The sequence below is a fragment of the Synechococcus sp. C9 genome (assembly GCF_022984075.1).
In the GTDB taxonomy this organism is placed as follows: domain Bacteria; phylum Cyanobacteriota; class Cyanobacteriia; order Gloeomargaritales; family Gloeomargaritaceae; genus Gloeomargarita.
Map to the genome: position 1 here is coordinate 2,054,824 of NZ_JALAAD010000001.1, position 26,336 is coordinate 2,081,159.

General features: G+C 56.5%; 33 protein-coding genes and 1 riboswitch. Of the genes, 28 read left to right on the plus strand and 5 right to left on the minus strand.

All coding sequences use genetic code 11. The features are described 5' to 3' along the window. The first annotated feature begins 16 nt into the window (after positions 1–16). Positions 17–1,612 (plus strand): B12-binding domain-containing radical SAM protein, encoded by a 1,596-nt coding sequence (locus tag MLD66_RS10040; protein ID WP_247217487.1) that lies wholly within the window; start codon positions 17–19, stop codon positions 1,610–1,612. A gap of 133 nt (positions 1,613–1,745) precedes the next feature. Beyond that, the gene (locus tag MLD66_RS10045; protein WP_247219059.1) at positions 1,746–2,513 is read left to right on the plus strand and encodes a biotin--[acetyl-CoA-carboxylase] ligase; all 768 of its coding nucleotides are present in this window, start codon (positions 1,746–1,748) and stop codon (positions 2,511–2,513) included. Here MLD66_RS10045 and uca read toward each other — a convergent pair. From uca to MLD66_RS10060, 3 genes are read right to left on the minus strand one after another with little or no spacing between them, the layout of a single operon-like run. Then, entirely contained in the window at positions 2,493–6,083 is a 3,591-nt protein-coding gene (gene uca, locus MLD66_RS10050) for an urea carboxylase (RefSeq protein ID WP_247217489.1), read from the minus strand. The genes MLD66_RS10045 and uca overlap by 21 nt on opposite strands. Beyond that, entirely contained in the window at positions 6,083–6,742 is a 660-nt protein-coding gene (locus MLD66_RS10055; protein ID WP_247217491.1) for an urea amidolyase associated protein UAAP2, read from the minus strand. The genes uca and MLD66_RS10055 overlap by 1 nt, the downstream gene beginning before the upstream one ends. Before the next feature lie 50 nt (positions 6,743–6,792). Continuing rightward, complete coding sequence (locus MLD66_RS10060) at positions 6,793–7,572, minus strand: urea amidolyase associated protein UAAP1 (RefSeq protein ID WP_247217493.1); 780 nt, start codon at positions 7,570–7,572, stop codon at positions 6,793–6,795. Positions 7,573–7,656: 84 nt separating this feature from the next. Further along, positions 7,657–7,769: riboswitch (guanidine-I (ykkC/yxkD leader) on the minus strand. Positions 7,770–8,057: 288 nt separating this feature from the next. Between MLD66_RS10060 and MLD66_RS10065 the strand changes: the two genes are divergently transcribed. The 24 genes from MLD66_RS10065 (at position 8,058) to MLD66_RS10180 (ending at position 22,164) form a co-directional block, all read left to right on the plus strand. Continuing rightward, positions 8,058–9,128, plus strand: coding sequence for an ABC transporter substrate-binding protein (locus tag MLD66_RS10065; protein WP_247217494.1), 1,071 nt, complete (start codon positions 8,058–8,060; stop codon positions 9,126–9,128). Further along, complete coding sequence (locus MLD66_RS10070; RefSeq protein ID WP_247217496.1) at positions 9,094–9,942, plus strand: ABC transporter permease; 849 nt, start codon at positions 9,094–9,096, stop codon at positions 9,940–9,942. The genes MLD66_RS10065 and MLD66_RS10070 overlap by 35 nt, the downstream gene beginning before the upstream one ends. A 32-nt stretch (positions 9,943–9,974) precedes the next feature. Then, entirely contained in the window at positions 9,975–10,769 is a 795-nt protein-coding gene (locus MLD66_RS10075; protein WP_247217497.1) for an ABC transporter ATP-binding protein, read from the plus strand. A 219-nt stretch (positions 10,770–10,988) separates the two neighbouring features. Continuing rightward, positions 10,989–12,368, plus strand: coding sequence for an allophanate hydrolase (atzF, locus tag MLD66_RS10080; RefSeq protein WP_247217499.1), 1,380 nt, complete (start codon positions 10,989–10,991; stop codon positions 12,366–12,368). After that, the gene (locus tag MLD66_RS10085; RefSeq protein WP_247217501.1) at positions 12,365–12,811 is read left to right on the plus strand and encodes a hypothetical protein; all 447 of its coding nucleotides are present in this window, start codon (positions 12,365–12,367) and stop codon (positions 12,809–12,811) included. Before atzF ends, MLD66_RS10085 begins: the two co-directional genes overlap by 4 nt. Before the next feature lie 204 nt (positions 12,812–13,015). After that, positions 13,016–13,657 (plus strand): 50S ribosomal protein L3, encoded by a 642-nt coding sequence (rplC, locus tag MLD66_RS10090; protein ID WP_247217503.1) that lies wholly within the window; start codon positions 13,016–13,018, stop codon positions 13,655–13,657. Positions 13,658–13,660: 3 nt separating this feature from the next. Next, positions 13,661–14,311 (plus strand): 50S ribosomal protein L4, encoded by a 651-nt coding sequence (gene rplD, locus MLD66_RS10095; protein WP_247217505.1) that lies wholly within the window; start codon positions 13,661–13,663, stop codon positions 14,309–14,311. After that, a complete protein-coding gene (locus MLD66_RS10100; RefSeq protein WP_247217507.1) occupies positions 14,289–14,615 on the plus strand; it encodes a 50S ribosomal protein L23 in 327 nt (108 codons plus the stop codon). The genes rplD and MLD66_RS10100 overlap by 23 nt, the downstream gene beginning before the upstream one ends. A gap of 9 nt (positions 14,616–14,624) precedes the next feature. Next, positions 14,625–15,461, plus strand: coding sequence for a 50S ribosomal protein L2 (rplB, locus tag MLD66_RS10105; RefSeq protein ID WP_247217509.1), 837 nt, complete (start codon positions 14,625–14,627; stop codon positions 15,459–15,461). 2 nt (positions 15,462–15,463) lie between these two features. Beyond that, positions 15,464–15,742: a 30S ribosomal protein S19 gene (rpsS, locus tag MLD66_RS10110; RefSeq protein WP_247217518.1), complete on the plus strand. Its 279-nt coding sequence runs from the start codon at positions 15,464–15,466 to the stop codon at positions 15,740–15,742. Between the two features lie 9 nt (positions 15,743–15,751). After that, on the plus strand, positions 15,752–16,129 hold the full coding sequence (rplV, locus tag MLD66_RS10115) for a 50S ribosomal protein L22 (RefSeq protein ID WP_247217520.1): 378 nt from the start codon (positions 15,752–15,754) through the stop codon (positions 16,127–16,129). 2 nt (positions 16,130–16,131) lie between these two features. Beyond that, on the plus strand, positions 16,132–16,866 hold the full coding sequence (gene rpsC, locus MLD66_RS10120) for a 30S ribosomal protein S3 (RefSeq protein WP_247217522.1): 735 nt from the start codon (positions 16,132–16,134) through the stop codon (positions 16,864–16,866). A gap of 6 nt (positions 16,867–16,872) precedes the next feature. Further along, positions 16,873–17,322: a 50S ribosomal protein L16 gene (gene rplP / locus MLD66_RS10125; RefSeq protein ID WP_247217524.1), complete on the plus strand. Its 450-nt coding sequence runs from the start codon at positions 16,873–16,875 to the stop codon at positions 17,320–17,322. After that, on the plus strand, positions 17,300–17,509 hold the full coding sequence (gene rpmC / locus MLD66_RS10130; RefSeq protein WP_247217526.1) for a 50S ribosomal protein L29: 210 nt from the start codon (positions 17,300–17,302) through the stop codon (positions 17,507–17,509). Before rplP ends, rpmC begins: the two co-directional genes overlap by 23 nt. Next, positions 17,499–17,756: a 30S ribosomal protein S17 gene (gene rpsQ, locus MLD66_RS10135; protein WP_247217528.1), complete on the plus strand. Its 258-nt coding sequence runs from the start codon at positions 17,499–17,501 to the stop codon at positions 17,754–17,756. The genes rpmC and rpsQ overlap by 11 nt, the downstream gene beginning before the upstream one ends. Further along, on the plus strand, positions 17,753–18,154 hold the full coding sequence (gene rplN, locus MLD66_RS10140) for a 50S ribosomal protein L14 (RefSeq protein ID WP_071454775.1): 402 nt from the start codon (positions 17,753–17,755) through the stop codon (positions 18,152–18,154). The genes rpsQ and rplN overlap by 4 nt, the downstream gene beginning before the upstream one ends. 86 nt (positions 18,155–18,240) lie before the next feature. Then, entirely contained in the window at positions 18,241–18,579 is a 339-nt protein-coding gene (gene rplX / locus MLD66_RS10145; RefSeq protein ID WP_247219061.1) for a 50S ribosomal protein L24, read from the plus strand. A 1-nt stretch (position 18,580) separates the two neighbouring features. Continuing rightward, positions 18,581–19,126, plus strand: coding sequence for a 50S ribosomal protein L5 (rplE, locus tag MLD66_RS10150; RefSeq protein ID WP_247217530.1), 546 nt, complete (start codon positions 18,581–18,583; stop codon positions 19,124–19,126). Between the two features lie 2 nt (positions 19,127–19,128). Beyond that, positions 19,129–19,527, plus strand: coding sequence for a 30S ribosomal protein S8 (gene rpsH / locus MLD66_RS10155; RefSeq protein WP_247217532.1), 399 nt, complete (start codon positions 19,129–19,131; stop codon positions 19,525–19,527). Positions 19,528–19,535: 8 nt separating this feature from the next. Next, complete coding sequence (gene rplF / locus MLD66_RS10160; RefSeq protein ID WP_247217533.1) at positions 19,536–20,105, plus strand: 50S ribosomal protein L6; 570 nt, start codon at positions 19,536–19,538, stop codon at positions 20,103–20,105. Positions 20,106–20,109: 4 nt separating this feature from the next. Further along, the gene (rplR, locus tag MLD66_RS10165) at positions 20,110–20,475 is read left to right on the plus strand and encodes a 50S ribosomal protein L18 (protein ID WP_247217535.1); all 366 of its coding nucleotides are present in this window, start codon (positions 20,110–20,112) and stop codon (positions 20,473–20,475) included. 18 nt (positions 20,476–20,493) lie between these two features. Further along, positions 20,494–21,021: a 30S ribosomal protein S5 gene (gene rpsE, locus MLD66_RS10170; RefSeq protein WP_247217537.1), complete on the plus strand. Its 528-nt coding sequence runs from the start codon at positions 20,494–20,496 to the stop codon at positions 21,019–21,021. A gap of 26 nt (positions 21,022–21,047) precedes the next feature. Further along, on the plus strand, positions 21,048–21,512 hold the full coding sequence (rplO, locus tag MLD66_RS10175; protein ID WP_247217539.1) for a 50S ribosomal protein L15: 465 nt from the start codon (positions 21,048–21,050) through the stop codon (positions 21,510–21,512). 67 nt (positions 21,513–21,579) lie between these two features. After that, positions 21,580–22,164 (plus strand): PAP/fibrillin family protein, encoded by a 585-nt coding sequence (locus MLD66_RS10180; RefSeq protein WP_247217541.1) that lies wholly within the window; start codon positions 21,580–21,582, stop codon positions 22,162–22,164. A 66-nt stretch (positions 22,165–22,230) separates the two neighbouring features. Here MLD66_RS10180 and MLD66_RS10185 read toward each other — a convergent pair whose 3' ends face one another. Next, positions 22,231–23,262 carry a DUF389 domain-containing protein gene (locus tag MLD66_RS10185; protein ID WP_247217542.1) on the minus strand — a complete coding sequence of 344 codons (1,032 nt, stop codon included), beginning with the start codon at positions 23,260–23,262 and terminating at the stop codon, positions 22,231–22,233. A gap of 404 nt (positions 23,263–23,666) precedes the next feature. Continuing rightward, complete coding sequence (locus tag MLD66_RS10190; protein ID WP_247219063.1) at positions 23,667–24,308, minus strand: hypothetical protein; 642 nt, start codon at positions 24,306–24,308, stop codon at positions 23,667–23,669. Between the two features lie 150 nt (positions 24,309–24,458). Here MLD66_RS10190 and MLD66_RS10195 point away from each other — a divergent pair, with 150 nt between their 5' ends. After that, positions 24,459–25,145 carry an aldehyde oxygenase (deformylating) gene (locus MLD66_RS10195; protein ID WP_247217544.1) on the plus strand — a complete coding sequence of 229 codons (687 nt, stop codon included), beginning with the start codon at positions 24,459–24,461 and terminating at the stop codon, positions 25,143–25,145. Between the two features lie 88 nt (positions 25,146–25,233). Next, a complete protein-coding gene (locus tag MLD66_RS10200) occupies positions 25,234–26,253 on the plus strand; it encodes a long-chain acyl-[acyl-carrier-protein] reductase (protein WP_247217546.1) in 1,020 nt (339 codons plus the stop codon). Positions 26,254–26,336 lie beyond the last annotated feature (83 nt).

A 26,336-nucleotide genomic window follows, 5' to 3' on the forward strand; every position in this document is an offset into this window, starting at 1 on the left:
CCAAAGGTGAGGCAGTATGCGTGTTTTATTGATTTATCCCCAATTTCCACCCAGTTTTTGGTCATTTGAAAATACCCTGAAGTTAATTAATCTCAAAGCCCAACTCCCCCCCTTGGGGATGCTGACGGTGGCGGCACTTCTGCCCCAAACCTGGGAATTTAAGCTGGTGGATCGCAACGTGCGGGAGGTGACCGCATCCGAATGGGACTGGGCGGAATTGGTGATCCTTTCGGCCATGATTGTGCAAAAAGAGGATTTTGCCAGACAAATTCAACGGGCCAAACAACGGGGCAAATTGGTGGCGGTGGGGGGGCCCTATGCTACGGCATTACCCGCAGAAGCGCAGGCCGCAGGCGCCGATTTTTTGGTCTTAGATGAGGGGGAAATTACCCTGCCCATGCTGGTGAACGCCTTGGCACGGGGGGAAACCCAGGGTATTTTTCGGGCGAACGGGGAAAAACCAGCGGTGACGGAAACGCCGGTGCCTCGGTTTGATTTATTGCAGATGTCTGCCTATGCGGAAATGTCCGTGCAATTTTCCCGGGGTTGTCCCTTTCAATGCGAATTTTGCGACATTATCGTCCTCTATGGGCGCAAACCCCGCACCAAAACCCCGGCGCAATTATTAGCAGAATTGCAGTGTTTATATGACCTAGGGTGGCGCAAAAGTATTTTTGTAGTGGATGATAATTTCATTGGCAATAAACGCAACGTCAAACTCTTTTTACAGGCACTCAAACCCTGGTTAGAAGAACGGAATTATCCTTTCTCCTTTGGGACGGAAGCCTCGGTGAATTTAGCAGAAGACCAGGAGTTGATGGATTTGATGGTATCCTGCAATTTTGGCACGGTCTTTTTAGGGATTGAAACCCCGGATGCGGACAGTTTAGAACGCACCCGCAAATTCCAAAATAATCGGGACCCATTGCGGGAATCAGTACTCACGATTGCCCGGTCAGGGTTACGCATTATGGCGGGTTTTATCATTGGTTTTGATGGGGAAAAAGCGGGGGCAGGGCAACGGATTGTGGAATTTGTTGAGGATACGGCGATTCCCACCGCAATGTTGAGTATGTTGCAGGCGTTACCGGATACAGCCCTATGGCATCGGCTGCAAAAAGAAGGGCGGTTACTCAATGGTAAAGGGGATATTCACCAGGCGACTTTAATGAACTTTGTCCCCACCCGTCCCCTCGGGGAAGTCACCCGGGAATTTGTGGATGCTTTTTGGAATTTGTATGAACCCCAAGCGATGCTCAAACGCACGTATCAACATTATTTAATCCTTGGGAAAGCCCGTCGCCAACGCTATCAAAAACGGTCAAAATCCCAGGAAAAAGCACCCATCAATTGGGTCTATGTGCGGGCTTTATTGATTCTCTGTTGGCGGCAAGGGGTAAAGCGTTCCACTCGCTGGCAATTTTGGCTTTATTTAGCGCATATTCTCTGGCAATATCCCCAGGTAGTAAGTAGTTACCTTTCCGTGTGTGCCCAGGCGGAACATTTCTTGGAATATCGGCAAATTGTGCGGCGCCATATCGAAATGCAATTAGAGGAAGTTTTAGCACCAAATGAAAATAACCCTATACCTGTACCAGTAACTTCTGGGTAGTTTATTCATTGATTTCCAGATGCTTCTGTGAGCTAATTACTACTAGCAATATGGAGAAAAAAAATGGGTCAAAGCAATGAGATAGAAGTGCCCTTTATACTCTTTGGGTATTGCTGAATTTTTTGTGCCGGTTATGTGCTTGCCCCCTTGGTTGCACTGGCTCGATGAATGTCCCAGTACCAACACTTGGGCATTACAATCGCTGGACAGATTAGCCCAGGGCGATGTGGTCTTTACCCCCCGACAGACGGCAGGACGGGGACAACAGGAACGCCCTTGGTATGCGCCACCGGGAGTTTTAACCGCTTCGTTTATTTTAGAACCGCTGGCTCCCCCCGAATTGCCCTGGTTGAGTTTGGCGGCGGGGTTGGCGGTGATCCATGCGGTCGAGGATTTACTGCCCTTGCCTGCCCTGGCGTTGGGGATCAAATGGCCGAACGATGTCCTGCTCTGGGGGCGGAAGGTGGCGGGGGTGCTGTGCGAAGCCCGGTTGCCCAAAGCGGTGGTCGGGGTGGGGCTGAATCGGCAGGTGGATTGGCCAAGGGTTTTGGCAGGGGGCACGATGGATGTATCCCCGGCTCAGGTGGCGAGTCTTTCGGAGGTGAGCGATACGCCGCCGGAGGTACTGCCTTTGTTAACACAATTGCGAGATTACTTTTTGCAGGCTCATGGGGTAATTCGGCAGAAGGGCTTGACCGGGCTTTTGCCCCAACTGCGCCAGCGGGATGTGCTGTATAGTTGTCCGCTGGTTGTCCATACATCGGACGGGATGCTTAGCGGGGTGGGGGCGGGGATTGACGCTTGGGGGCGGTTACAGGTGCAACGGGCCGATGGAACAGTGCAAGCCTTGTCCGCCGGTCGGGTGGTGCGCTGGGAGCCTTCACGCCGCTGGGATGAGTAAAAGCACGATTTGTCCCGCTGTCACGGCTTGTCCGGGTTGACAGAGGATTTGGGCAACGGTAGCGTCTAGGGGGCTAAGCACCGCAATTTCGGTTTTCATGGCTTCGATAATCATCAACTTTTCCCCGGCATGAACCACTGCTTGCGGGGTGACCACCACCTGCCAAACCGTGCCACTGACTTCCGCCCGCACCGCCACCTGCCCTGGGGGGATGGGAATTTCCGTCGCCTCTAGCGGAGCAGTTGCCGCTTCCGTGTCCGGTCGGTCAAATTCCCCAGCCGCTACCCACCGTTCCCGTTCGGCATCAAAGGCGTTTTGTTGTTGAGTTTTGAAAGCCTGAATGGATGCGGCATGGTCTTGCAGAAATTGCTGATAGTCCCCCAGATGAAACGTTTCCTCGTGAATGTCTAATTTCACCCGCCCATAGGTCACATCCTCCCGGTAGCGCTGGAGTTCCGCCCCGGTGACTGGGAAAAAGCGAATTTGGTCAAAAAACCGCAACAGCCAGGGCTGGGTAAAATCGGCAGTCCGGTAATAGCGATTCCACACGGGCACCGTGCGCCCCACCAACTGATACCCCCCCGGTCCTTCCATGCCGTAAATGCACAGATACGCCCCGCCAATTCCCACCGCATTCTCCGGCGTCCAGGTGCGGGCAGGGTTGTATTTGGTTGTGACCAGCCGATGCCGGGGGTCAAGCGGGGTTGCCACCGGTGCCCCCAGATACACATCCCCCAACCCCAGCACCAAATAACTCGCTCCAAACACAATGTCATACACCTGCTGGACATCCGCCAAGCCATTCACCCGCCGGATAAATTCCAAATTGCTCGGACACCAAGGCGCATCCGGTCGCACCGACTGCATATATTTAGTGATGGCAAGCTGGATCGATTCATCATTCCAGGACAGGGGCAAATGCACGATGCGGGTGGGCACGGTCATCTGCGCCACGTCAGGTAATTCGGCTTCCGCCGTTGCTAATATATCCAAAAGTTCAGAACGGGGCAGTCGCTGGTTATCGTAATGCACTTGTAATGAGCGAATACCGGGGGTCAGGTCAATAATGCCGGGAATCTTTTGCGCTTGCAACCAGGTCATCAGCCCATGCACCCGGAACCGCAGGGTCAAATCCAAAGTTAACGGCCCGTATTCGATCAATATATATTTGTCCCCCGCCTGCCGATAGGTCACCCCCACCGGATGGGGAGCCGTCATCTGCTTGAGTACTGGTTCCGTAGCCACTGGTACGGCGGGGATAGGCGGTAGGGGCGCCAGGCGAGCCAGTTCTTCTTCCTGTCGCTGTTCCCAGGCGCAGGCGGTCGGTTCATCCATCGGGAAAAATCGCACCCGGTCCCCCGGTCTCAACTGCCCGATTTTCCACAGTTCCGCCTGCACAATCGTCGCCGGACAGACAAACCCCCCCAAACTCGGCCCGTCGTACCCCAAAATGATCGGCATATCCCCGGTAAAGTCAATCGTGCCGATGGCATAGGCGTTGTCGTGGATGTTGGAAGGGTGCAGACCCGCTTCCCCCCCATCCGGTCTGGCCCAGGTGGGCGCCGGGCCAATCAGCCTTATCCCCGTGCGGGCCGAATTGTGATGCACCACCCAGGCGTGGCTCAACAGCAGTTCCATATCCTGCGGGGTAAAAAAATCCGGTGCCCCGTGGGGACCCACCATCACAGCGATTTCCCAGGCATCCGTGTATTGGGGAATTAAGTCCGGGGGCAAAACTGCCGGTTGGTCCTGCCCATCCCAGGGTGTCAGCGGCAACCCATCCCCCGCCCGCAGGACTCTGCCGCCATGTCCGCCAAATTGCCCCAGGGTAAAGGTCGCCCGACTGCCCAAATACTCCGGCACCGACACCCCCCCCTGCACCGTAATATAGGTGCGATACCCCGCCCCCTGCACCGCCTTCAGGGTCAACACACTCCCGGCTTGCACCGTCACCGTCTGCCAGTAGGGAACCGGTTGCCCGTCCAGAGTCGCAGGCATCATCGCCCCAGTCAGGCAAATGCGGGTCGGTGCATTAAAGCGCAGGGTCGGCCCCGCCATCGTACATTCCAGCCCAGCCGCCCCCAGGGGATTGCCCAGCAGACGATTGCCCCAGCGAAAGGCTAGGTGATCCATCGGACCCGACGGCGGCACCCCCACATCCCAATACCCCAACCGCCCCGGATAGTCCTGCACGGTAGTAAAGGTACCGGGAGCCAATACGTCAATCGTCTGGGGCTGATAGGTGAATTGGGAGAGCCACTGGGTACTCACTTCGCCCCGCTGAAACTCCGGGGTCGCCACCACCTGTTGCAGGTATTCCAGATTGGTCGCAATCCCTGCCAGAGTGGTGTGCGCCAACACCGTTTGCAACTTTTGGAGCGCCGCCGCCCGGTTTTCCCCATGCACCATCGCTTTCGCCAACAGGGGGTCGTAGAAGGGGGTTACCTCGGTCCCACTGCGAATCCAGGCATCCCACCGGGCACCCTCCGCCAATGCCACATGGGTCAGCACCCCGGCGCTGGGCTGGTGGTTTTTGTGGGGGTCTTCGGCATAAATCCGGACTTGGATGGCATGACCCTGGGGCTGGTGATGATAACGGTCGAAAAAATCCCGTTCCCCGGCAGCCAAACGCACCATCCATTCCACTAAGTCAATACCGCAGACCAACTCGGTGACCCCGTGTTCCACCTGCAACCGGGTATTGACCTCCAGGAAATAAAATTCGCCCGTTGTCCCGTCCACAATAAATTCCACCGTGCCCGCCGACTGGTACTGCACCGCTTCCCCCAACCGTTGCGCCGCTTGGTAGAGTCCCTGCCGCACCGATTCTGGCAACCCTGGCGCTGGCGTTTCCTCGATCACCTTTTGATTGCGCCGCTGGCTGGAACAATCCCGCTCCCCCAGGGTGAGAACCCGCCCCTGCCCATCCCCAAAAATCTGCACCTCCACATGGCGAGCCACAGGAATGTATTTCTCCAGGAACACCCCACTATCCCGGAAATTAGCCTGGCTCAACCGTTGCACCTGCTCATAGGCTACCGCCAATTCCGCCGCATCTTCACACCGACGCATCCCAATTCCCCCGCCCCCCGCCGTACTTTTGAGCATCACCGGATAGCCGATCTGCGCTGCTGCCGCCTGCGCCTCGGTGAGATTATTTAATAAAGAAGTACCAGGAACCAGGGGAATCCCCTGACGGGCCGCCAGATCACGGGCAAGGTGCTTGCGACCAAACTGGCGAATGTGTTCCGGCTTGGGTCCAATAAACACCAGCCCCCGTTGGGCACAGGCACTAGCAAAATCCCCATTTTCGCTGAGAAACCCGTACCCCGGATGGATCGCCGCCGCCCCCACCTGCACCGCCAGGTCCAACACCCGCTCCCCTTGCAGATAACTCTCGCTGGCCAGGGTTCCCCCCAACGCTAACGCTTCCGTCGCCTCCTCTACATGGGGACTGTGCCGATCCGGTTCCGAATAAACCGCCACACTGGCAATCCCCAGCCGGTTTAAGGTGCGGATAATCCGCAGGGCAATTTCCCCCCGATTGGCGACCAGGACTTTGGCGAACATCAGCCCGCCGCATCCCAAATTAGCAACCGCACCGGCGTCGGGTGGTAGGCATTACAGGGATTGTTAATTTGGGGACAGTTGGAAATCAACACCAGCACATCCATTTCCGCCCGCAAATCCACATATTTCCCCGCCTCGGAAATCCCGTCCACAATTTCCAGCGTGCCATCCGCCGCCACCGGCACATTCATAAAGAAATTGATATTGCTCACCAAATCCCGCTTGTTCATCCCGTACTGGCTCAATTCCAGCAGGTAATTTTCCACACAGGCGTGCAGATGCTTCTTGTGCAGACCATAGCGCACCGAATTGCTCTCCATACTGCACGCACCCCCCAGGGTATCGTGACGACCACAGGTATCGTTCAGCACCGTCATCAGTACATTGCCCGCATTGGACAGCAATTGCGTCCCCGCCGTGATAAAGATATTCCCCTGGCGCACCACTGTATCCGGCGCACTGTAGCGCTCCGAGGTATCGGCGGCATTGTAAATCAGGGTGTCCACCGCCTGATTCCCCTCCACATCCACAATCCGTAAAATTTGCCCCTTGTGCACCACCTTCGACCAGGGCTGGCGGGCAGGCAATTCGTAGTCGTAAATCGCCTGGGTGGGGTCAAGGGTGGGGGTCGCCATCGTCATCGTCGCCATCGTTTTCATGCCTCCTGAAAAAAAGTTACTGCAAACATTAGTACAAAAAATTACATTCCCTAGAGGGCGTAATGGGGAGCCAGCGGTCGTTGCCGCCACCAGGTATCCGTGTTGATAAATCCCCGCACCACCTCCTCGTTCGCCGTGCGACAGGGGTCATCAGCCGCCGGTTCCGGGGAACGCCACACCGTCAGTTGGATGGGTTGCGGTCGGTACACCGTATCCGGGTGCAGGACATGGGGACAGTTGGCAATCACCACCAGCACATTCATTTCCGCCCGCAAATCCACATAAGCACCGGGTTTAGCCGCCCCGGCATCGTACTGCAAATCCCCCGTCGGTGTCACCGTCACCCGGCTAAAGAAATTCACATTCGGCATCAAATCCCGGCGGGACATCCCCCACTTGCCCAACGCCCGCAGAAACTGATCCTGGGCACTGTGAAAATCCTGGCGACCCTGAATCTCCGTGCCCGTTCCCCCATGCCCGTACTTGGCTCGATTGGTCGCCGCCGTACTGCAACCGCAGATCAGGTCATGACCGTTGGACGTATCCGCCGTGATGGAAAACAAAATCCGCCCCATGTCCGAGTACAGCACCATCCCCTGGCGCAAAAAGGCGTTGAACTGGATTTTGGCTGTATCCGCCACATTCAAGCGCTCCATCGGGCGGTCAGCGTTATAGCCAATCATCGCCACTCCCTGCGACCCCCCCAAATCCGTAATCCGCAGGGTCTGCCAGCGGGGAATCACCCCATGCCAATAGCCTCCCCCCGGCACCTTCTCCGACCAAACCACCAATTCCGGGCGAATGTCCGTTTCTGCCACCGTTGCCACCATGACACCTACCTCCTTGACTGGGTTACTCAACGACGAAGCCCCGGAGATAACGCAACTTAGCCTGTCTCCCAGACTAATCGCACAACCTCCCGGGCTTTTATCCCGCCGTGTAACCGCACCCACCAAGGCAACGGTCTGCTTCTCTCGGACCAGCCACAGTAGTCAACGCCACTGCCGGAACCCTAGAAGCTCTCCTAATTGGCTTATGACCCTATCCTAATCCTCCCCCTGTAAAAAACAGTTGCTTTTGCTACTTTTTACAAAAATTTACAATCTTTTTCTTGGGGATTGTTCCTATGTATGCCCACAGATTTCCGCCTCAAAAAGTGTATCTCAAGATACTGTTTTCCCTGATTTGCTTTGGGGATGCTTAAGGCGATACAGGGAGCGTTGACGTTGGGGGTGAAATCATCACGATTTCCCACTCCCTTCACTGGTGATGAACAGTTGGGTTCTAGTTCGTTTTTCGGGAGTTTACGGGTGGCATGAAATGGAAATCTCACGCTTGGAATGGGTTGTTGTTTGTGTTGGCAATGATGCTAGCCGTCAGTTGTGTTCCTCCGAAGGTGCAAAGTGAAAGTCCGGTGGTGCGCCTGGGTTTTAGTGCCTGGCCGGGCTGGTTTCCCTGGCAAGTCGCCCAGGAAAAAGCGATTTTTACCACCAAAAATGTGCAGGTAGATTTGAAGTGGTTTGATAGCTATTTGGACTCAATTAATGCCCTCACAGCCCAACAATTGGAAGCGAATTCCCAGACCCTTAATGACACGATTAGCGCCGTAGCCGGTGGTGCGGATCAGGTGATTGTTTTGGTGAATGATAATTCGACGGGAAATGACAAAATCATCGTCCGGGAAGGCATTAATACCATTGCGGATTTGAAGGGGAAAAAAGTAGCCGCCGAAGAGGGAACAGTGGATCATTTTCTCCTGCTTTTGGGGATGGAAAAAGCGGGATTAAAACCCTCGGATATTACGTTTGTGCCCTTGGAAACCGGGAAAGCCGCCACCGCCTTTGTCGCCGGACAGGTGGATGCGGTGGGGGTGTTTGCGCCGTTTACCACCCAAGCCTTGAAACGTCCGGGCAGTAAGGAATTATTTAGTTCCAAGGATTTTCCGGGGGCGATTTCTGACCATTTGGTGTTTACCCGGAGCTTTGTGAATGAGCATCCCGAACAGGTGCAGGCGCTGGTGGATGCCTGGTTTGCGACGACGAAATTTTTGGAAACTAATCCCGAAGAAGCCATTGCCATTATGGCGAAAAAAGCCAATGTTTCGGTGGAGGAATACAAACAATATGCGGCGGGTACCCGGATTTTTACGGTGCAGGAAAATATCGCCGCTTTTCAACCTGGTAATGATATGTCCTCGTTGCCTTTTGCGGCTCAGAAAATCAGTGCCTTTTTAACCCAAGTCGGTTTAGCGAAAACCCAACCGGATTTGAGCAAATTGTTTGACGACCGGTTTGTGAAAGCCTATGCCGCCCGTGCCCAAGCCCAAATGTCCCCCGTTCCAGTGACTTCCCATGACCGATCCCCAACGTTCCCAGCCCCTGCGTGACCAGTTACAGCCCCGGCAGTTGCGCCCGTCGGTGTTTTGGCGGATTGCTGAGGACATTCCCCGCCGGTTGTACTGGCGGTTGGTCACCCTCTCCATCTTGTTTCCCCTGGTGGCGTGGGGCTTGGTGACCTGGATCAAAGCCGTTGACCCGACGTTTTTGCCCTCGCCGGGACAGGTGGTGCAGGCGGCGGTTCGCCTGGGGCGTTCGGGGGAGTTGTGGCGGGATACCTGGGCAAGTGTGGGGCGGGTGGGGGTGGGGTTTGCGCTCTCGGCGTTGGTGGCGATTCCGGTGGGACTGCTGATGGGAAGTTTTGCCAGTATCCGGGCGTTGTTGGAACCCCTGTTTGGGTTGATGCGCTATATGCCGGCGCCAGCGTTTATTCCCCTGTTGATTTTGTATCAGGGGGTGGGGGAAGAACCAAAGGTGACGCTGATTTTTATTGGTACGTTTTTTTTCAATGCGTTGATGGTGATGGATACGGTGAAATTTGTGCCGAAGGAGTTAATTGAAACCACGTTTATGCTGGGAGGAAATCGGATGGCGACGGTGATGCAGGTGATTTTTCCCCATGTCCTGCCGGGGGTTTTGGATGCCTGTCGGATCAATTTGGCGGCGGCTTGGCAGTTGGTGATTGTGGCGGAATTGGTAGCGGCGACGGAGGGGTTGGGGCGACGGATTAGTTTGGCGGGCAGATTTTTGCGGACGGATGAAATTTTTGTAGGGATTATCGTGATTGGATTGATCGGGTTGGGGTTGGATTTGTTGTTTCAATATCTGGTGCGGTTGACCAGTCCTTGGGCGGATGCGAAATGAGTTGTTTCTATGACCAATTGGGAGGTGCATTCATGTTTTTACAGGTGCGACAGTTGACGAAACATTTCCCGACTAAGCGGGGGACGTTGGTGGCGTTGGAGGATATTAATTTCTCGATGACCGCCGGGGAGTTTGTCTGTGCGGTGGGGGCTTCCGGTTCTGGTAAATCTACTCTCCTGCGGCAGATTGCGGGGTTGGATCAGCCGACCCGTGGGGGGGTGTGGATTGATGGACAGAGGGTGACGGGACCGGGGGCGGACCGGGGGATCGTCTTTCAGCATTACTCCCTGTACCCCTGGATGACGGTGCAGGAGAATGTGGAATTTGGGTTGAAATTGCACGGGATTCCCCCCCGGGTGCGGCGGGAACAGGCGCAGTACTACCTGGAGGTGGTGGGATTGACGGCGTTTGCCCAGGCGTTGCCCCGGCAGTTGTCTGGGGGGATGAAACAGCGGGTGGCGATTGCCCGGGCGTTGGCGGCGGAACCCCGGATTTTGTTGCTGGATGAACCGTTTGGGGCGTTGGATTTGCACACCCGGGAAACCATGCACGAATTTATGGTGCAACTGTGGCAGCGCACCCGTCTCACGGTGTTTATGATCACCCACGATGTGGAGGAGGCGGTGTTTTTGGCGAATCGGATTTTGGCGTTGAGTGCTCACCCGGGGCGCATCTGTCGGGAGATGCAGGTGGAATTGCCGGATCGGAGTTTGGGGGTGATGGCAATCAAACGCCATCCGGCTTTTCATGACTACCGGGATGAATTGGTGCGGCTGTTGCGGCAACAGGGACGGGCGGATGCGCCTACCCCAGCGTTGGTGGCTTAGGGTAATCCTGCCAGGTTAGAAGTGTTGAATCCTGCAACAAAGGTTCGTAAATTTGGGGCAGGTAAAACGCTTTATGATGACAAATCTTTTCGTTATCAATGAGAATCTGGCTCTCAAATGGTAATGGTTTTCGTTGTCAGACTAGATGCACATTCTGGTGCAAACCCTCAAAATCTCCTCAAAATCTTAGGATTCGACACTTCTGCTTCTAAGTAACTTATGATCTCAAGCCTCGATTTGCCATCCTTGCGTCAGGCGTACAGCACGGGGCAGGTGACCCCGGTTGACGTTGTCGAAACGGTGTACGAACGGATTGAACGGTATGCTGACCCGGCGGTGTGGATTTATTTAGCACCTAAGGAGGAGAGTTTACGGCGGGCGCAGGCGTTGACCAAAACCGAACCGAGCCAGTTGCCCCTGTACGGTATTCCCTTTGCCATCAAGGACAATATCGATTGGGCGGGGGTGCCCACGACGGCGGGGTGTCCCAGTTTTGCCTATGTGCCCCAACAGTCGGCGACGGTGGTGAACCGGTTAATCTTCGCCGGGGCAATCCCCATCGGGAAAACCAATTTGGATCAGTTTGCGACGGGGTTGGTGGGCACCCGTTCTCCCTACGGCATTTGCCGCAATCCCTTTCACCCGGAGTACATTCCGGGGGGGTCGAGTTCCGGGTCGGCGGTGGCGGTGGCGGCGGGGCTGGTGAGTTTTAGTTTGGGGACGGATACGGCGGGTTCCGGGCGGGTGCCTGCGGCGTTTAACCAGATTGTGGGCTTGAAACCCACCCGGGGTTATCTCAGTACCCAGGGGGTGGTGCCCGCCGTGCGGAGTCTGGATTGTGTGTCCATCTTTGCCCTCACCTGCCGGGATGTCCAGGCGATTCTCCGGGTAGCCGCTGGGTTTGACCCGCTTGACCCCTTTTCCCGGTCGCCCCAGTGGACGGAGCAACCGCCGGGTCTGCGGGTGGGGGTGCCGCCGAGGGAACAGTTGGAATTTTTTGGCAATGAGGCGGCGGCAAAGAATTACCAGCAGGCGTTGACCCGGTTGGCGGCGCTGGGGTGTACTTTAGTTGAAATCAATCTAACGCCGTTTTTGACAGCGGGTGACTTGCTGTACGAGGGGGCGTGGTTAGCGGAGCGGACGGCGGCGGTGGGGGAATTTCTCCGCCAGACCCAAGCGGGGGTTGACCCGGTGGTGCGGCAAATTATCCTGGCGGGTGAGGCGATTTCCGGGGTGCGGGTGTTCCAGGATATGTACCGTTTGGCGGCGCTGAAACGGAAAACGGAAATGCAATGGGCGCAGATGGATATGCTGGTTCTGCCCACCACCGGGACGATTTACCGGGTAACAGAAGTGCTGGCTGAACCCATCGCCCTGAATCGCCATTTGGGACGGTACACCAACTTTGTCAATCTCCTCGACCTGTGTGCCTTGGCAGTACCGAGCGGCAGGCAACCCAACGGTCTCCCGACCGGCATCACCCTCATGGCTCCGGCGGGGCGGGATCAATGGCTGTGCTACTGGGGGCAACGGTATCAAGCGGCGTTGGGGGGAATGTTGGGAGCCACCGGGATTGCTTATGGGGAGGTGTCCCCATGACCGAACCCTACCGCTTGGCGGTCGTCGGTGCCCATTTGACCGGACAACCCCTGAACTATCAACTCCAGGAATTACAGGCTCGGTGCCTGCGTACCTGTACCACCGCACCCCTCTATCGTCTGTACGCCCTTTTTGGGGGGGAAATACCCAAACCCGGTCTGGTGCGCCAAAGGGCAGGGCAACCGGGCTATGCCATTGAGGTGGAAGTCTGGGCTTTGTCGGCTGGTGGTTTTGGGCACTTTGTGGCGCAAATTCCCTCGCCCCTGGGGATTGGCACGCTCATTTTAGAGGACGGGGAAACGGTCAAGGGCTTTGTGTGTGAGTCGTTTGCGGTGGCGGATGCCCTGGATATTTCCCACTACGGCGGTTGGCGGGCGTATCTGGCGGCGCAGGCGAGAAAAAATTCCTCAGAACCCCTAGACAAATCCAGAGATTCAGTCTAAGATTTTAGATCGTGTCGCTAATCCACTGACCCGGTTGACCCTGGAACAGTGGGGGATACTGCATCCCTTAGTCATGTGCGGGGGATGTAAGTCTCGGGGCGATCAAACTAGAGCTTGGTGCGGTGCAGAGGTTCGGCAGTCTCGGGTTTTCCGCTGGGAAATGCGGTCGAGCCTGTGGCGTTTATTTCGTTGTGGAGGCCAGTCGTGGCATTGGGAATCCTGGGAACCAAGTTGGGCATGACCCAGCTTTTTGATGAAACGGGCAAGGCGGTGCCGGTGACGGTGGTGCAGGCGGGGCCCTGTACGGTGACGCAGTTGAAAACCACAGCCACGGATGGCTACGATGCGGTGCAACTGGGGTTTGGGGTGACCCGGGAAAAGACCTTGAGCAAGCCGGAGCGGGGACATTTACAAAAGGCGAACGCCCCGTGGGTCAAGCATCTGCGGGAATACCGGTTGGACAATCCCAGCCAGTACCAGGTGGGTCAGCAGATCACGGTGGAATTATTCCAGCCGGGGCAACGGGTGGACGTGGTGGGCACCAGCATTGGGCGGGGCTTTGCCGGGTATCAACGGCGGCACCATTTTGGGCGGGGGCCGATGGCGCACGGTTCCAAAAATCACTGCCAGCCCGGTTCGATTGGGGCGGGTACCACCCCGGGGCGGGTCTATCCGGGGAAACGCATGGCGGGACAGATGGGCAACCAGCGGGTGACAATCAAAGATTTGCGCGTCTTTAAGATTGACCCGGAGCGTCATCTGATCCTGATTCGGGGGTCGGTGCCGGGGAAACCGGGTGCCTTGGTGAGTGTCACCCCCGCCAAACTTGTGGGCGCAAAGGGGTAAATCATGGTGGCATTAGCGGTCAAAAATTGGCAAGGGGAAACCAGCGGCGAAGCGCCCTTGGAACTGCGGGTGGCGAAACCGGAAACGGCGAACCACATCCTGCATCGGGCGGTGGTGCGGCAGTTAGCCCATGCCCGGCAAGGGACAGCCTGTACCAAAACCCGCTCGGAGGTCAGCGGGGGTGGACGCAAACCCTGGCGACAAAAGGGCACGGGGCGGGCACGGGCGGGTTCCAATCGGTCGCCTTTGTGGCGGGGTGGGGGGGTGATTTTTGGTCCCAAACCCCGGGATTACGAGTTGAAAATGAACCGGAAAGAACGCCGGTTGGCCCTGCGCACCGCCTTGATGAACCGGGCCGAGCAAACCATTGTGGTGGAAGAATTTACGGAGCAATTGCCCCGCCCCAAAACCAAGGAGATGGTACAAGCCCTGAGCCGGTGGGGGGCTGACCCGGAAGCCAAAATTCTGTTGATCGTGCCGGAGATTACGGAAACCCTGGGGTTATCGGTGCGGAATTTGCCCCGGTTGACCCTATTGCGGGCGGATCAATTAAATGTGTGGGACATTCTCCATGCGGACACTCTGGTGGTGACGGTGGGGGCTTTGCAAAAAATTCAGGAGGTGTACGGGGATGGGTCGGATCACCACGCTTAAACCCCGCCAGGATGACCCCCGTCGGTTGGTGGACTGCATTATCCGCCCCTTGGTGACGGAGAAGGCGACCCGGTTGTTGGAACAAAACCAGTACACGTTTGCGGTGCGTCCCCAAGCCACCAAGCCGGAGATCAAGGCGGCGATTGAACTGCTGTTTGACGTGAAGGTGGTGGCGGTGAATACCCTGCACCCGGCGGAGCGCCGGAAACGGGTGGGGCGGTTTGCGGGGCAAAAACCCCACTACAAGAAGGCCATGGTGACCCTGGCCGCGGGTGACAAAATTGTGCTATTCCCGGAGGTGTAGGAGCGACCTATGGCTTTACGTATTTATCGTCCGTTAACGCCAGGCACCCGGGAACGCTCGGTTGCAGATTTTGCGGAAATTACCAAAACCAAACCGGAAAAATCCCTGGTCACCCACCACCATTCCCCCAAGGGGCGCAACAACCGGGGGGTGATCACCACTCGCCATCGGGGCGGCGGCCACAAGCAGTTGTACCGGCTCGTGGATTTTCGGCGGGACAAACGGGGGATTCCGGCCAAAGTGGCGGCGATTGAGTACGACCCCAACCGCAACGCCCGTTTAGCCCTACTCCATTACCGGGATGGGGAAAAACGCTACATTTTGCATCCCCGCAAGCTGGCGGTGGGAGCGACGGTGATTGCTGGCCCGGATGCCCCGATTGAGATTGGCAATGCCCTGCCCCTGAGCAACATCCCTTTGGGGACGGAGGTGCATAACGTGGAATTGGTGCCCGGTAAGGGGGGGCAGATGGTGCGTTCAGCGGGTGCCAGTGCCCAGGTGGTGGCCAAGGAGGGGGATTTTGTCGCCCTGAAATTGCCCTCTGGGGAGGTGCGCCTGTTCCGGCGGGAAGGCTATGCCACCATCGGGCAGGTGGGGAATGTGGAACACAACAACATCACCCTGGGGAAAGCGGGGCGCAAACGCTGGCTGGGTCGTCGTCCCGAGGTGCGTGGTTCGGTGATGAACCCGGTGGATCACCCCCACGGGGGCGGGGAAGGGCGGGCACCCATTGGCCGCAGTGGCCCGGTCACCCCCTGGGGCAAACCGGCCTTGGGGCAGAAAACCCGCAAGCGCCATAAACCCAGCGATAAATTGATTATCCGTCGTCGGAAAGGGAGGAACTAGCCATGCCCCGGTCATTGAAAAAAGGGCCGTTTGTGGCCGACCACCTGCTCACCAAAATTGAAAAGCTGAACGAGCGCAATGAGAAGCAGGTGATCAAAACCTGGTCCCGGGCATCCACGATTGTGCCGGAGATGATCGGGCATACCATTGCGGTCTATAACGGCAAACAGCACGTCCCCGTGTACGTCACCGACCAGATGGTGGGGCATAAATTGGGGGAATTTGCCCCGACCCGCACCTTCAAGGGGCACACCAAAAGTGACAAGAAAGCCAAACGCTAGGAGGAGGACATGGTGATTGCCACGGAAGGCCCGGAAGTGCGTGCTGTATTGCGTTTTACCCGTTTAGCGCCCAACAAGGTGCGGCGGGTGTTGGATCAGATTCGGGGGCGTACGTACCGGGAAGCCCTGATGATCCTGGAATTTATGCCCTACCGTCCCTGTGGGCCCGTGATGCAGCTTTTGCGGTCGGCGGCGGCCAATGCGGAGCACAATAACGGTTTGAACCGCGCCAAGCTGGTGATTACCGAAGCGAAGGCCGATGGGGGACCGGTGCTCAAGCGCTTTCAACCCCGGGCCCGGGGGCAAGCCTACCGGATTCACAAACCTACTTGTCACATCACCATTGCCGTGCGGGAACGGGCGGACAACCAAGGGGAGGCTGAATAATCATGGGACAAAAAACACATCCGGTGGGATTTCGGTTGGGGATTACCCGGGAGCACCAGTCCCGTTGGTTTGCCCCCCACCGCCAGTACCCGGAACTCCTGCAGGAAGACCAAAAAATCCGCCAGTTCATCATGAAAAAGCTGGGGAAAGCCGCCATTGCCCGGGTGCAAATCCAGCGCAAGGCCGACCAAATTGAATTGGCGGTGCATACAGGTCGCCCGGGGGTGGTGGTGGGTCAGCGGGGTGCGGGGATTGAAGCCCTCCGCAAGGACGTGGAAAAACTCCTGGGGCGGCAACAGGTGAAAATCCGGGTGGTGGAAATCAACAAGGTGGATGCGGAAGCTCCCCTGCTGGCGGATTACATTGTGGAGCAGTTGGAAAAGCGGGTGGCCTTCCGGCGGGCGGTGAAACAGGCGATCCAGCGGGCCCAACGGGCGGAGGTACAGGGGATCAAGATCATGGTGGCCGGACGGCTGAACGGGGCGGAAATCGCCCGCAGTGAATGGGTGCGGGAAGGGCGGGTGCCCCTACAAACCCTGCGTGCTGATATTGACTTTGCCCAGCGCACCGCCAAAACCATCTACGGCATCCTGGGGGTGAAGGTGTGGGTGTTTCGCGGGGAAGTGGTGCCCGGTGTGCCGGAAGCCCCGGCCGTCCGCACGGGTAAACCCAACGCCCGTCCCCCCCGCCGCCGGCAACAGTTTGAAGACCGTTCCACCGCCGAGGTACAGGAGTAGGAGATTATGCTTAGCCCAAAACGTACCAAATTTCGCAAACAACAACGGGGCAACCGCCGGGGAGCCGCCAGCCGGGGGAATACGATTGTGTTCGGGGACTACGGACTGCAAGCCCAAGCCCCTGCCTGGATTACGGCGCGCCAGATCGAAGCCTGCCGTCGTGCCATGAACCGGTGCATCAAGCGGGTCGGGAAAATTTGGATTCGCATTTTTCCCGACAAACCCGTGACCCTGCGCCCGGCGGAAACCCGCATGGGTTCGGGGAAAGGCTCCCCGGAATTTTGGGTGGCGGTGGTCAAACCCGGCACCATCCTCTTTGAAATGGGCAACGGTGTCCCGGAGAGTGTAGCCCGGGAGGCCATGCGGTTAGCCGCCTACAAACTGCCCATCAAAACCAAATTTATTAGTCGCACGCAAGAGGAGGTGCCCAGCGATGGCATTCCCCAAAATGTCTGATATCCAAGCCCTGGACGACACCCGGTTGGCTGAGGAAATCCTGGCGGTCAAAAAGGAACTCTTCCAACTGCGGTTTCGCCAAGCCACCCGCCAGCCGGTGAAAGCCCATGAATTTCGCCATGCCCGACATAAGCTGGCGCAGTTACTCACCCTAGAACACCAACGGAGGCAACATCATGGCGGTTAAACAATTGGTGGGGGTGGTGGTCAGCAACAAGATGGACAAAACCGTGGTGGTAGCCGTGGAAAACCGGGTGGCTCACCCCCGCTACGGCAAAATCGTGGTGCGTACCAAGAAATACAAAGCCCACGACGAAGCCAACCGTTGCCAAGAGGGGGATCGGGTGCGGATTCAAGAAACCCGCCCCTTGAGCCGTACCAAGCGGTGGCAGGTGATTGACATTCTCAGTACCACAGCCGGAGACACCCCATGATCCAACCCCAGACCTATTTGAATGTGGCCGACAACAGCGGTGCCCGCCGGATCATGTGCATCCGGGTGCTGGGTTCTACTGTGGGCAGTAAGGGTTTAACCAAGGGCGGTGGGAGCAAAGTCACGGCGGGGATCGGCGATGTGATTGTGGCCGTGGTCAAGGATGCTGCCCCCAATATGCCCGTGAAAAAATCCGAGGTGGTGCGGGCGGTGGTCGTTCGTACCCGCAAAAACCTGCGCCGGGACAGTGGCATGAGCATCCGGTTTGACGACAATGCCGCCGTGATTATCAACAAGGACGGCAACCCCCGGGGCACCCGGGTCTTTGGCCCGGTGGCGCGGGAACTGCGGGACCGCAACTTTACCAAAATCGTTTCCTTGGCACCGGAGGTCTTGTAATGGTACGGCGTTTGCAACCGGGGTTGGTGAAAAAGCTGACCAAACAGGCGGGGATTCGCCCCCACCGCAACGGCCTGCGCTACAAAATGCACGTCCGCCAAGGGGACACGGTGCAGGTGATCAGCGGGGACGACAAGGGCAAAGTCGGGGAAGTGTTGCGGGTCTTGCCGGAAACCAGCCAGGTGATCGTGGCGGGGGTGAACATTCGCACCAAGCACGTTAAGCCCCAACGGGAGGGGGAAAAGGGGCAAATTGTCCGGGCGGAAGCCCCCCTCCACAGCAGTAAGGTGATGCTCTATTCCAAAGAGAAAGATGTCGCCAGCCGGGTTTGCCACACCTACACGGAGGACGGGCGCAAGGTGCGGATGCTGAAGAAAACCGGCGAACTGTTACTGCCGAAACCGACCAAGAAGAAGGGGAACTAGCATGGCACAACGATTGAAATCCCAATACCAGGAAACCATCATCCCCCGCCTGATGCAGGAGTTTGGCTACACCAATGTGCATCAGGTGCCCAAATTGGTGAAAGTCACCGTCAACCGGGGCTTGGGAGAAGCCGCCCAAAACGCCAAAGCCCTGGAATCCTCCCTCCAGGAGATCACCCTGATCACCGGGCAAAAGGCGGTGGTCACCCGGGCGAAAAAGGCCATCGCGGGGTTCAAAATCCGCCAGGGGATGCCGGTGGGGATGATGGTGACCCTGAGGGGCGACCGGATGTACAGCTTTTTGGAGCGGTTGATCCATCTGGCCTTGCCCCGGATTCGGGACTTTCGGGGGATCAACCCCAAGGGCTTTGACGGGCGGGGGAATTACAGTTTGGGGCTAAAAGAGCAGTTGATTTTTCCAGAGATCGAATATGACAAAATTGACAAAATTCGGGGCATGGACATTGCCATCATCACCACCGCCCGCACCGACCGGGAGGGGTTGGCCCTGCTCAAAGCCCTCGGGATGCCGTTTCGGGAGAACTAACGATGGTTAACGACACCATTGCCGATATGCTCACCCGGATTCGCAACGCCGGTTTGGCGCACCACCAGACCACCCAGGTGCCCGCCACCCGCATGACCCGCAGTATCGCCCAGGTGCTGAAGTCCGAGGGCTTTATCCAGGACTTCCGGGAGGAGGGGGAAGGGGTACGCAAGGTGCTGGTGATCACCCTCAAGTACAGTGGCCGCCAACGCCAGCCGGTGATTCGCACCCTACGGCGGGTCAGCCGTCCAGGTCTGCGGGTTTATGCCAACCACCGGGAACTGCCCAAGGTACTGGGGGGGATTGGCATTGCCGTCATTTCCACCTCCCGGGGGATCATGACCGACCGGGAAGCCCGCAAAAACGGCATCGGTGGGGAAGTTCTTTGTTATGTTTGGTAGGAGCCGCCATGTCCCGGATTGGTAAACGACCGATTCCTTTGCCCGCCAAGGTCACCGTCGCCCTCGATGGCCAGCGGGTACGGGTCAAAGGCCCCAAAGGGGAACTCCAGCGGGAATTTCCCCCAGGGGTGGTGATCCAACAACAGGAGAACGTTCTGCTGGTCACCCGGGCGGATGACTCCCGCCAAAGTCGCCAGTTGCACGGCCTGTGCCGCACCCTGATGGCCAACATGGTCGAGGGGGTGGCCAAGGAATTTGAGCGCAAACTGGAAATCCAGGGGGTGGGCTATCGGGCGCAGATGTCCGGTACCAAATTAGTCCTCACCGTGGGCTACAGCCATCCGGTAGAGTTTACCCCGCCCCCCGGCATCACCTTCAGCATCGAAGATGCCACCGGCAAAAGCGTCAACCAGGGCACCATCGTCGTGGTGCGGGGCATTGACAAGGAGCAGGTGGGCAATTTAGCCGCCCAGATTCGCTTTGTGCGTCCGCCGGAACCCTACAAGGGCAAAGGGATTCGCTACCTGGGCGAAGCGGTGCGGCGCAAGGAAGGCAAAACCACTGGTAAGAAGAAGTAACACCATGAAACTCACCCGTATCGAAGCCATTCAACGTCGTCACCGCCGTATCCGCCAGCGGGTGGTGGGCACCCCGGAACGTCCCCGGTTGGCGGTCTTTCGCTCCCACCAGCACATCTATGCCCAGGTGATTGACGACACCCGACACCATACCCTAGTGGCAGCCGCCTCCGTGGAACCCAGCCTGCGCCAGGAATTGGACAACAACGGTGCCACCTGTACGGCCTCCACCAAGGTCGGTCAGGTGATCGCCGAACGGGCCCTCGCCAAGGGGATTCAGCGGGTCGTCTTTGACCGGGGGGGGAACCTCTACCACGGGCGGGTCAAAGCCCTGGCGGAAGCCGCCCGCGCCGCCGGATTAGAATTTTAGTCAAAAAAGGAGGACCGCATGGCTAAAGAACGTCGTAGCAAAGCCGCCCGCACCCTGGAAAAAGACCCGGAATGGCAAGAGCGGGTCGTGCAAACCCGCCGGGTGACCAAGGTGGTCAAGGGGGGGAAAAAGCTCAGCTTCCGGGCCATCGTCATCGTCGGCAACGAAAAAGGCCAGGTGGGCGTCGGGGTGGGTAAAGCCAACGATGTGAGCGGTGCTGTCCGCAAGGGGGTAGCCGATGGCAAAAAACACCTGATCACCGTGCCCCTGACCCGTGCCAATTCCATCCCCCACCCCACCCGGGCGGTTTCCGGGGCGGCCAGCGTCCTGATGCGGCCAGCGGCACCCGGTACCGGGGTGATTGCCGGGGGAGCCGTGCGTACCGTGTTGGAATTGGCCGGGGTGAAAAACGTCCTAGCCAAGCAGTTGGGTTCCAGTAGCCCCTTGAATAACGCCCGTGCCGCTGTGGCCGCCCTCTCCAGCCTGCGGACGCTCTCCCAGGTCGCCCAGGAGCGGGGCATTCCCCTAGAACAACTGTACGGTTAAGTGTTTCGGAATTACAGGTAATCACCATGAACTTACATGATTTACATCCCCAACCCGGTTCCCAGCATCGGCGACGGCGGATTGGCCGGGGCATCAGTGCGGGGCAGGGAGCCAGCGGCGGCTTTGGGATGCGGGGGCAAAAATCCCGTTCCGGTCGCCCCACCCGTCCGGGGTTTGAGGGGGGGCAAAACCCTTTGTACCGGCGGATTCCCAAATTGCATGGCTTCCCTGTGGTCAACCCCACCCGCTACACCATCCTCAACGTGGGGGATTTGGCTAACTGGGAAGGCGAACAACCCGTGACCCTGGAAGCCTTACAGGCGGCGGGCTGGGTCAAACAACCCCAGGGGGCATTGAAAATTTTGGGCAAAGGGGAAATTACCCGCCCGATGCGGGTGGTAGCTGCGAGCTTCAGTACCTCCGCCGAAGCCAAAATTACCGCGGCGGGGGGCACCTGTGAACGGCTAGCGGGTCATGCCCCCGACAGGTGACGTCCAGCACCGCTTGTCTTGCCCCGGCAAACCTGGTCTAATAACGGTGGTCACTTGCGGGGGTAGTATGCAGGAAAAAATCAAACTTTTGAAGGCGGTAGCCGTGACCAATCGGGGTTTGCTGGCCTCCCCTCGGTCACAGGCGGAACTGGATCAATTGATTCGCCAACTGGAAGCCCACAACCCTACTCCCAACCCAGCGCAGGCTCCCGAATTGCTCAGCGGCTGTTGGCAGTTGCTCTACACCACCAGCGTGGATGTGATTGGTCTGGGGCGGGTGCCGGGGGTGACCCTGGGGCAAATTTATCAGGTCATTCAAGCCGACAAAAATCGGGTGTACAACCTCGCCGAAGCCCAGGGAATCCCTTTTTTAGAAGGGTTATTGGCGGTCAAAGCTCGTTTTGAGGTGGTGAATCCCAGCCGGATTGCCATTTATTTTGAACAAAGTATGCTGGCACTGCAACGATTGGTGGACTATCGCCATCCCACCCAATGGCTCGAGCGATTGGAGCAGGAAGAACCTTTACCTTTGCTCCAAATTCCCTTGGACAGTGGTCGTTCCCAGGGTTGGTTGGACATTACCTACCTGGACATTGACCTACGGATTAGCCGGGGCGACAAGGGGAATGTGTTTGTCCTGGCACGGGTGTAGGGGCTGTGGGCACAAGTCATTAACCCCCTGCGACCCCTATTCTATTCTCATTTAGGACTGCTATATTTAGGGGTTATCTGTATCATCGGCACGCACTTCTTGAATGGGATTGACATTGAAAACCAGGGTGAACTTTTGTCCCATGCGGCGTTCCAAAAACGCTTCGAGGAGTTTCACTTGGCGGGGCGTGATGGGTTCCTGTGCCCGCACCGTCAAGCGAGTCTCCGGGGGGTGCATTTGCCAATTGGTCTGAGTGCGGATCAATTCCACCCGTTGAAACGTAATCGTGCCGCTCAGGAGGGCTTTGCGAAGATTCGTTTCCAAACGATTTTGGCGGGTGAGTTCCACAAAACTAATGCCCAGGGGAACCACCAATCCACTGGTCAACAGGGTCGCCACAGCTAAAACACCCCGGGCTTTGGTCCAATGGGCATAGCCTGCCAACAGAAACGCCACCATACACGCCAGGGCAATCCCCAGAAAATTGGTCAAAAACAGCAAAAATGCACCCCAACTCAGCACCCAATTGCCCTGGGACAACCCCAACCCCACCACACACACAGGCGGCATCAACGCCACCGCAATCGCCGTCCCTGGCAACGTCGCCGACACCTTGGGTTCCACCGAGGCATAGCCGCAAATGGCTCCCGCCGCAATCGCAATGCCCAAATCCAACAAATTGGGGGTCGAACGTGCCAAAATTTCACTCCCAAAAGTAGATAACCCCGCCACCAGTCCCAACCCACAGGACAGCAGGATCGCCACCCCCGCCCCCACCGCCAGCGACAGGAAAGCCCGCCGAAATAGGGTCAGATCGCCGATGAGTGCCCCAAATGCCAACCCCCGAATCGGCATCATCAAAGGAGCCACAATCATCGCCCCGATAATCACAGCGGCACTGTTGGCGAGCAAACCCAAAGTAGCAATGATGCAGGAACCCACCACCAGCACCAGGTAGGGCGTATCCAACTGGGATTCCGCACCCAAAGTGATCTGAATTTGCTGTAATTGCTCTAAATCCTCGAGGTTCTGTGGGCTGGTCGGTCGAGGGGTGAATCGTTGACCGAAGTGCCGATACCAAGGTTTCCGTTCAGACATGGTGATGCCTCGCTATGGTTTAAGTATTAACAATATTAGGACTGATTAGGATTTATTAAAATGCTCTTATTCATTGGCACTGCCAGAAAATTATCTCGCTGGAATGTCCATATTGTAACTTATTGCATATCCATCAGTTGGTATTAGTTTGATATATAGCGATCCTACTTGATTTACAACCAAAAATTCTGCAGAACCATACACCGCAGGTGCTTCTTTTACGGGGGCGGTGCCCCTGCGACCCTTGTTTTAAACTTAGTTAAAATTACTATAATCACGTTTTCAAGTTAGCTATAGCAATCCTACTTGATTTACAACCAAAAATTCTCCAGAACCAAATACGGGGACGGCGCCCCTGCAACCCCTGTTCTATTCTCGTTTAGGATGGCTATTAAAAATAAACTTTACTCCCTAGCTTCTGACCCCGACGGACTCGTACCCTGTAATTGTTCAATCGCCGCCAAAGCCGCCCGGGAACCCGCCAAAATATCCCGCTCTTCTCCCCCCAAATAGACCCGCCCAAAACTGCCAAAGGGTTGGACTTCCAGGATATTGATCAAAGCCGCTTTTTCCGCCTCATTCGCCGCTAGGGGGGCATAGGCCGCCGGTTCCACCTCTAAAATGTACAGGGTTTGTCCAGCCAAAATCATCTGTCCCCGCCGCATCCGGTTGATCAATTGCGCCTGATGGGGGTCGAGATTGCGGATCACCTGACTGGACACCACCCGGGGTTTGAGGCGTTGGTGTTCCCGCACCCCTAAAGCCGCCAAAATCGCTTGCCCCGCCGAGCGCACTTCCCCCTGACGGCTGGCGTGAATTTCCAACAGACCATACAGCCGTTCCACCACCTGCACCCCAGGCCGCACCAAATTCGATTTCAGAGCCACATCGGTAATGCGATTGATCTCAATCCCCGGTGAAATTTCCACCCACAGGGACGCATCCCCCGGCAGGGGCAAAAACCCGGACGATACCGTGCCCAGGTACGCCGCATACTGGGATTGGAGACTGTCAATGTACACATAACTGCGGAGAATTGCACCCACGCTCTGGTCGTCCACGGGATTACCATACCCCAGTGTAAAGGGAACCGGTGGGAAATTTTTGCACCCATCGCCGGATTCTGATACAGTAAAAATGCTGGTTAGTGCTTTGGCAATATCGTTTCCCCAGAGTTTAAGGAGTGGCGTGAGATTATGGTGGATAGTACGGCGACCCTAGATTTTCAGAGCGATGTTTATCGGGATGCCTACAGCCGCATCAATGGCATCGTCATCGAAGGGGAACAGGAAGCGGCGGATAACTACATTCAAATTGCCGAATTGATTCCTGACCGCCGGGAAGAATTGCTCTCTTTATCCAAAATGGAAAGCCGCCATAAGAAGGGTTTTGAAGCCTGCGGCCGCAACCTCCAGGTCACTCCCGATCTGCCATTTGCCAAGGAATTTTTCAAAGGTCTGCATGATAATTTTCAGAAGGCATTTGCCGCTGGTGATGTGGTGACGTGTCTTCTCATTCAAGCGTTAATTATCGAGGCTTTTGCCATATCGGCCTACAACATTTATATTCCGGTAGCTGACCCCTTCGCCCGCAAAATTACCGAGGGGGTGGTCAAGGATGAGTACCTGCATTTGAATTTCGGTCAACAGTGGTTAAAAGAGCATTTTACCGAAGTCAAAGACCGTTTGAAGACAGCCAACCGGGAAAATTTGCCCTTGGTCTGGCGGATGTTAAATGAGGTGGAACAAGACGCAGCGCAATTGGGTATGGAAAAATCAGCCCTGGTGGAGGATTTTCTGATTGCCTATGGGGATGCGTTGGCGGACATTGGCTTTACCACCCGGGAAGTCATGCAGTTAACGGCAATGGGGCTGGCGGCTTAGGGATTTTATTGCCAATTCTGCTGATGAATTTCCCACCCGCAGGAGATTTCCGTTATCCTGGGGAAGGTGTACTCTGGAACCATCATTTATGTTTGGATTAATCGGGCATTTGACGAATTTAGAACACGCTCAATCCGTTGCCGACAGGATGGGTTATCCAGAATATGCGGAGCAGGGGTTGGATTTTTGGTGCATGGCACCCCCCCAGGTAGTGGATGAAATCAAAGTGCGGAGCATCACGGGGCAGGTGATTGAAGGCCGTTATGTGGAGTCCTGTTTTTTGCCGGAAATGCTCTCCCAAAATCGGTTCAAAGCCGCCACCCGTAAAGTGATCAATGCGATGGCCCACGCCCAAAAGCACGACATAGATATTACGGCGTTGGGAGGGTTTACTTCGATTATTTTTGAGAATTTTAATTTAGACCAAATTCGGGATATTCGCAATGTTTCCTTGGATTTTCGCCGCTTTACGACTGGCAATACCCATACAGCCTATATCATTGCCCGCCAAATCGAATTGACGGCTCCCCAAATGGACATTGATCTGGAGCGGGCAAGTATTTTGGTATGTGGGGCGACGGGGGATATTGGCAGTGGTGTATGCCGTTGGTTAGCCCATCATTTTCCCGGTATTGATCTAATTTTGGTTGCCCGGAATCAACAGCGCTTGCAGGAATTTCAACAGGAATTGGGCACAGGACGGGTATTACCATTGACGGCGGGATTGCCCTTAGCGGATGTGATTGTTTGGGTGGCGAGTATGCCGCAAGGGGTGGAAATTAACCCGGCAGAGTTAAAAAATCCCTGTCTGATTATTGATGGGGGTTATCCCAAAAATCTGAGTACGCAAATTCAACATCCGGGGGTGCGGGTATTGAATGGGGGCATGGTTGAACATTCCCTAGATATTGATTGGAAAATCATGTCCATGCTGAATTTAGATGTACCAGAACGGCAATTATTTGCTTGTTTTGCTGAGGCGATGTTATTGGAATTTGAAGGCTGGCATACCAATTTTTCCTGGGGTCGCAACCAGATCACTATCGAAAAGATGGCGCAGATTGGTGCCGCTTCTGTGAAACATGGGTTTCGCCCTTTGTTGGCCTAAGGGCACCTCGATCAATTCAAAGTTAGCGGTCATAGCGCCCTTGGTTCTGGGGAATATGGGTATGCCAGCGATGAAATTTATAG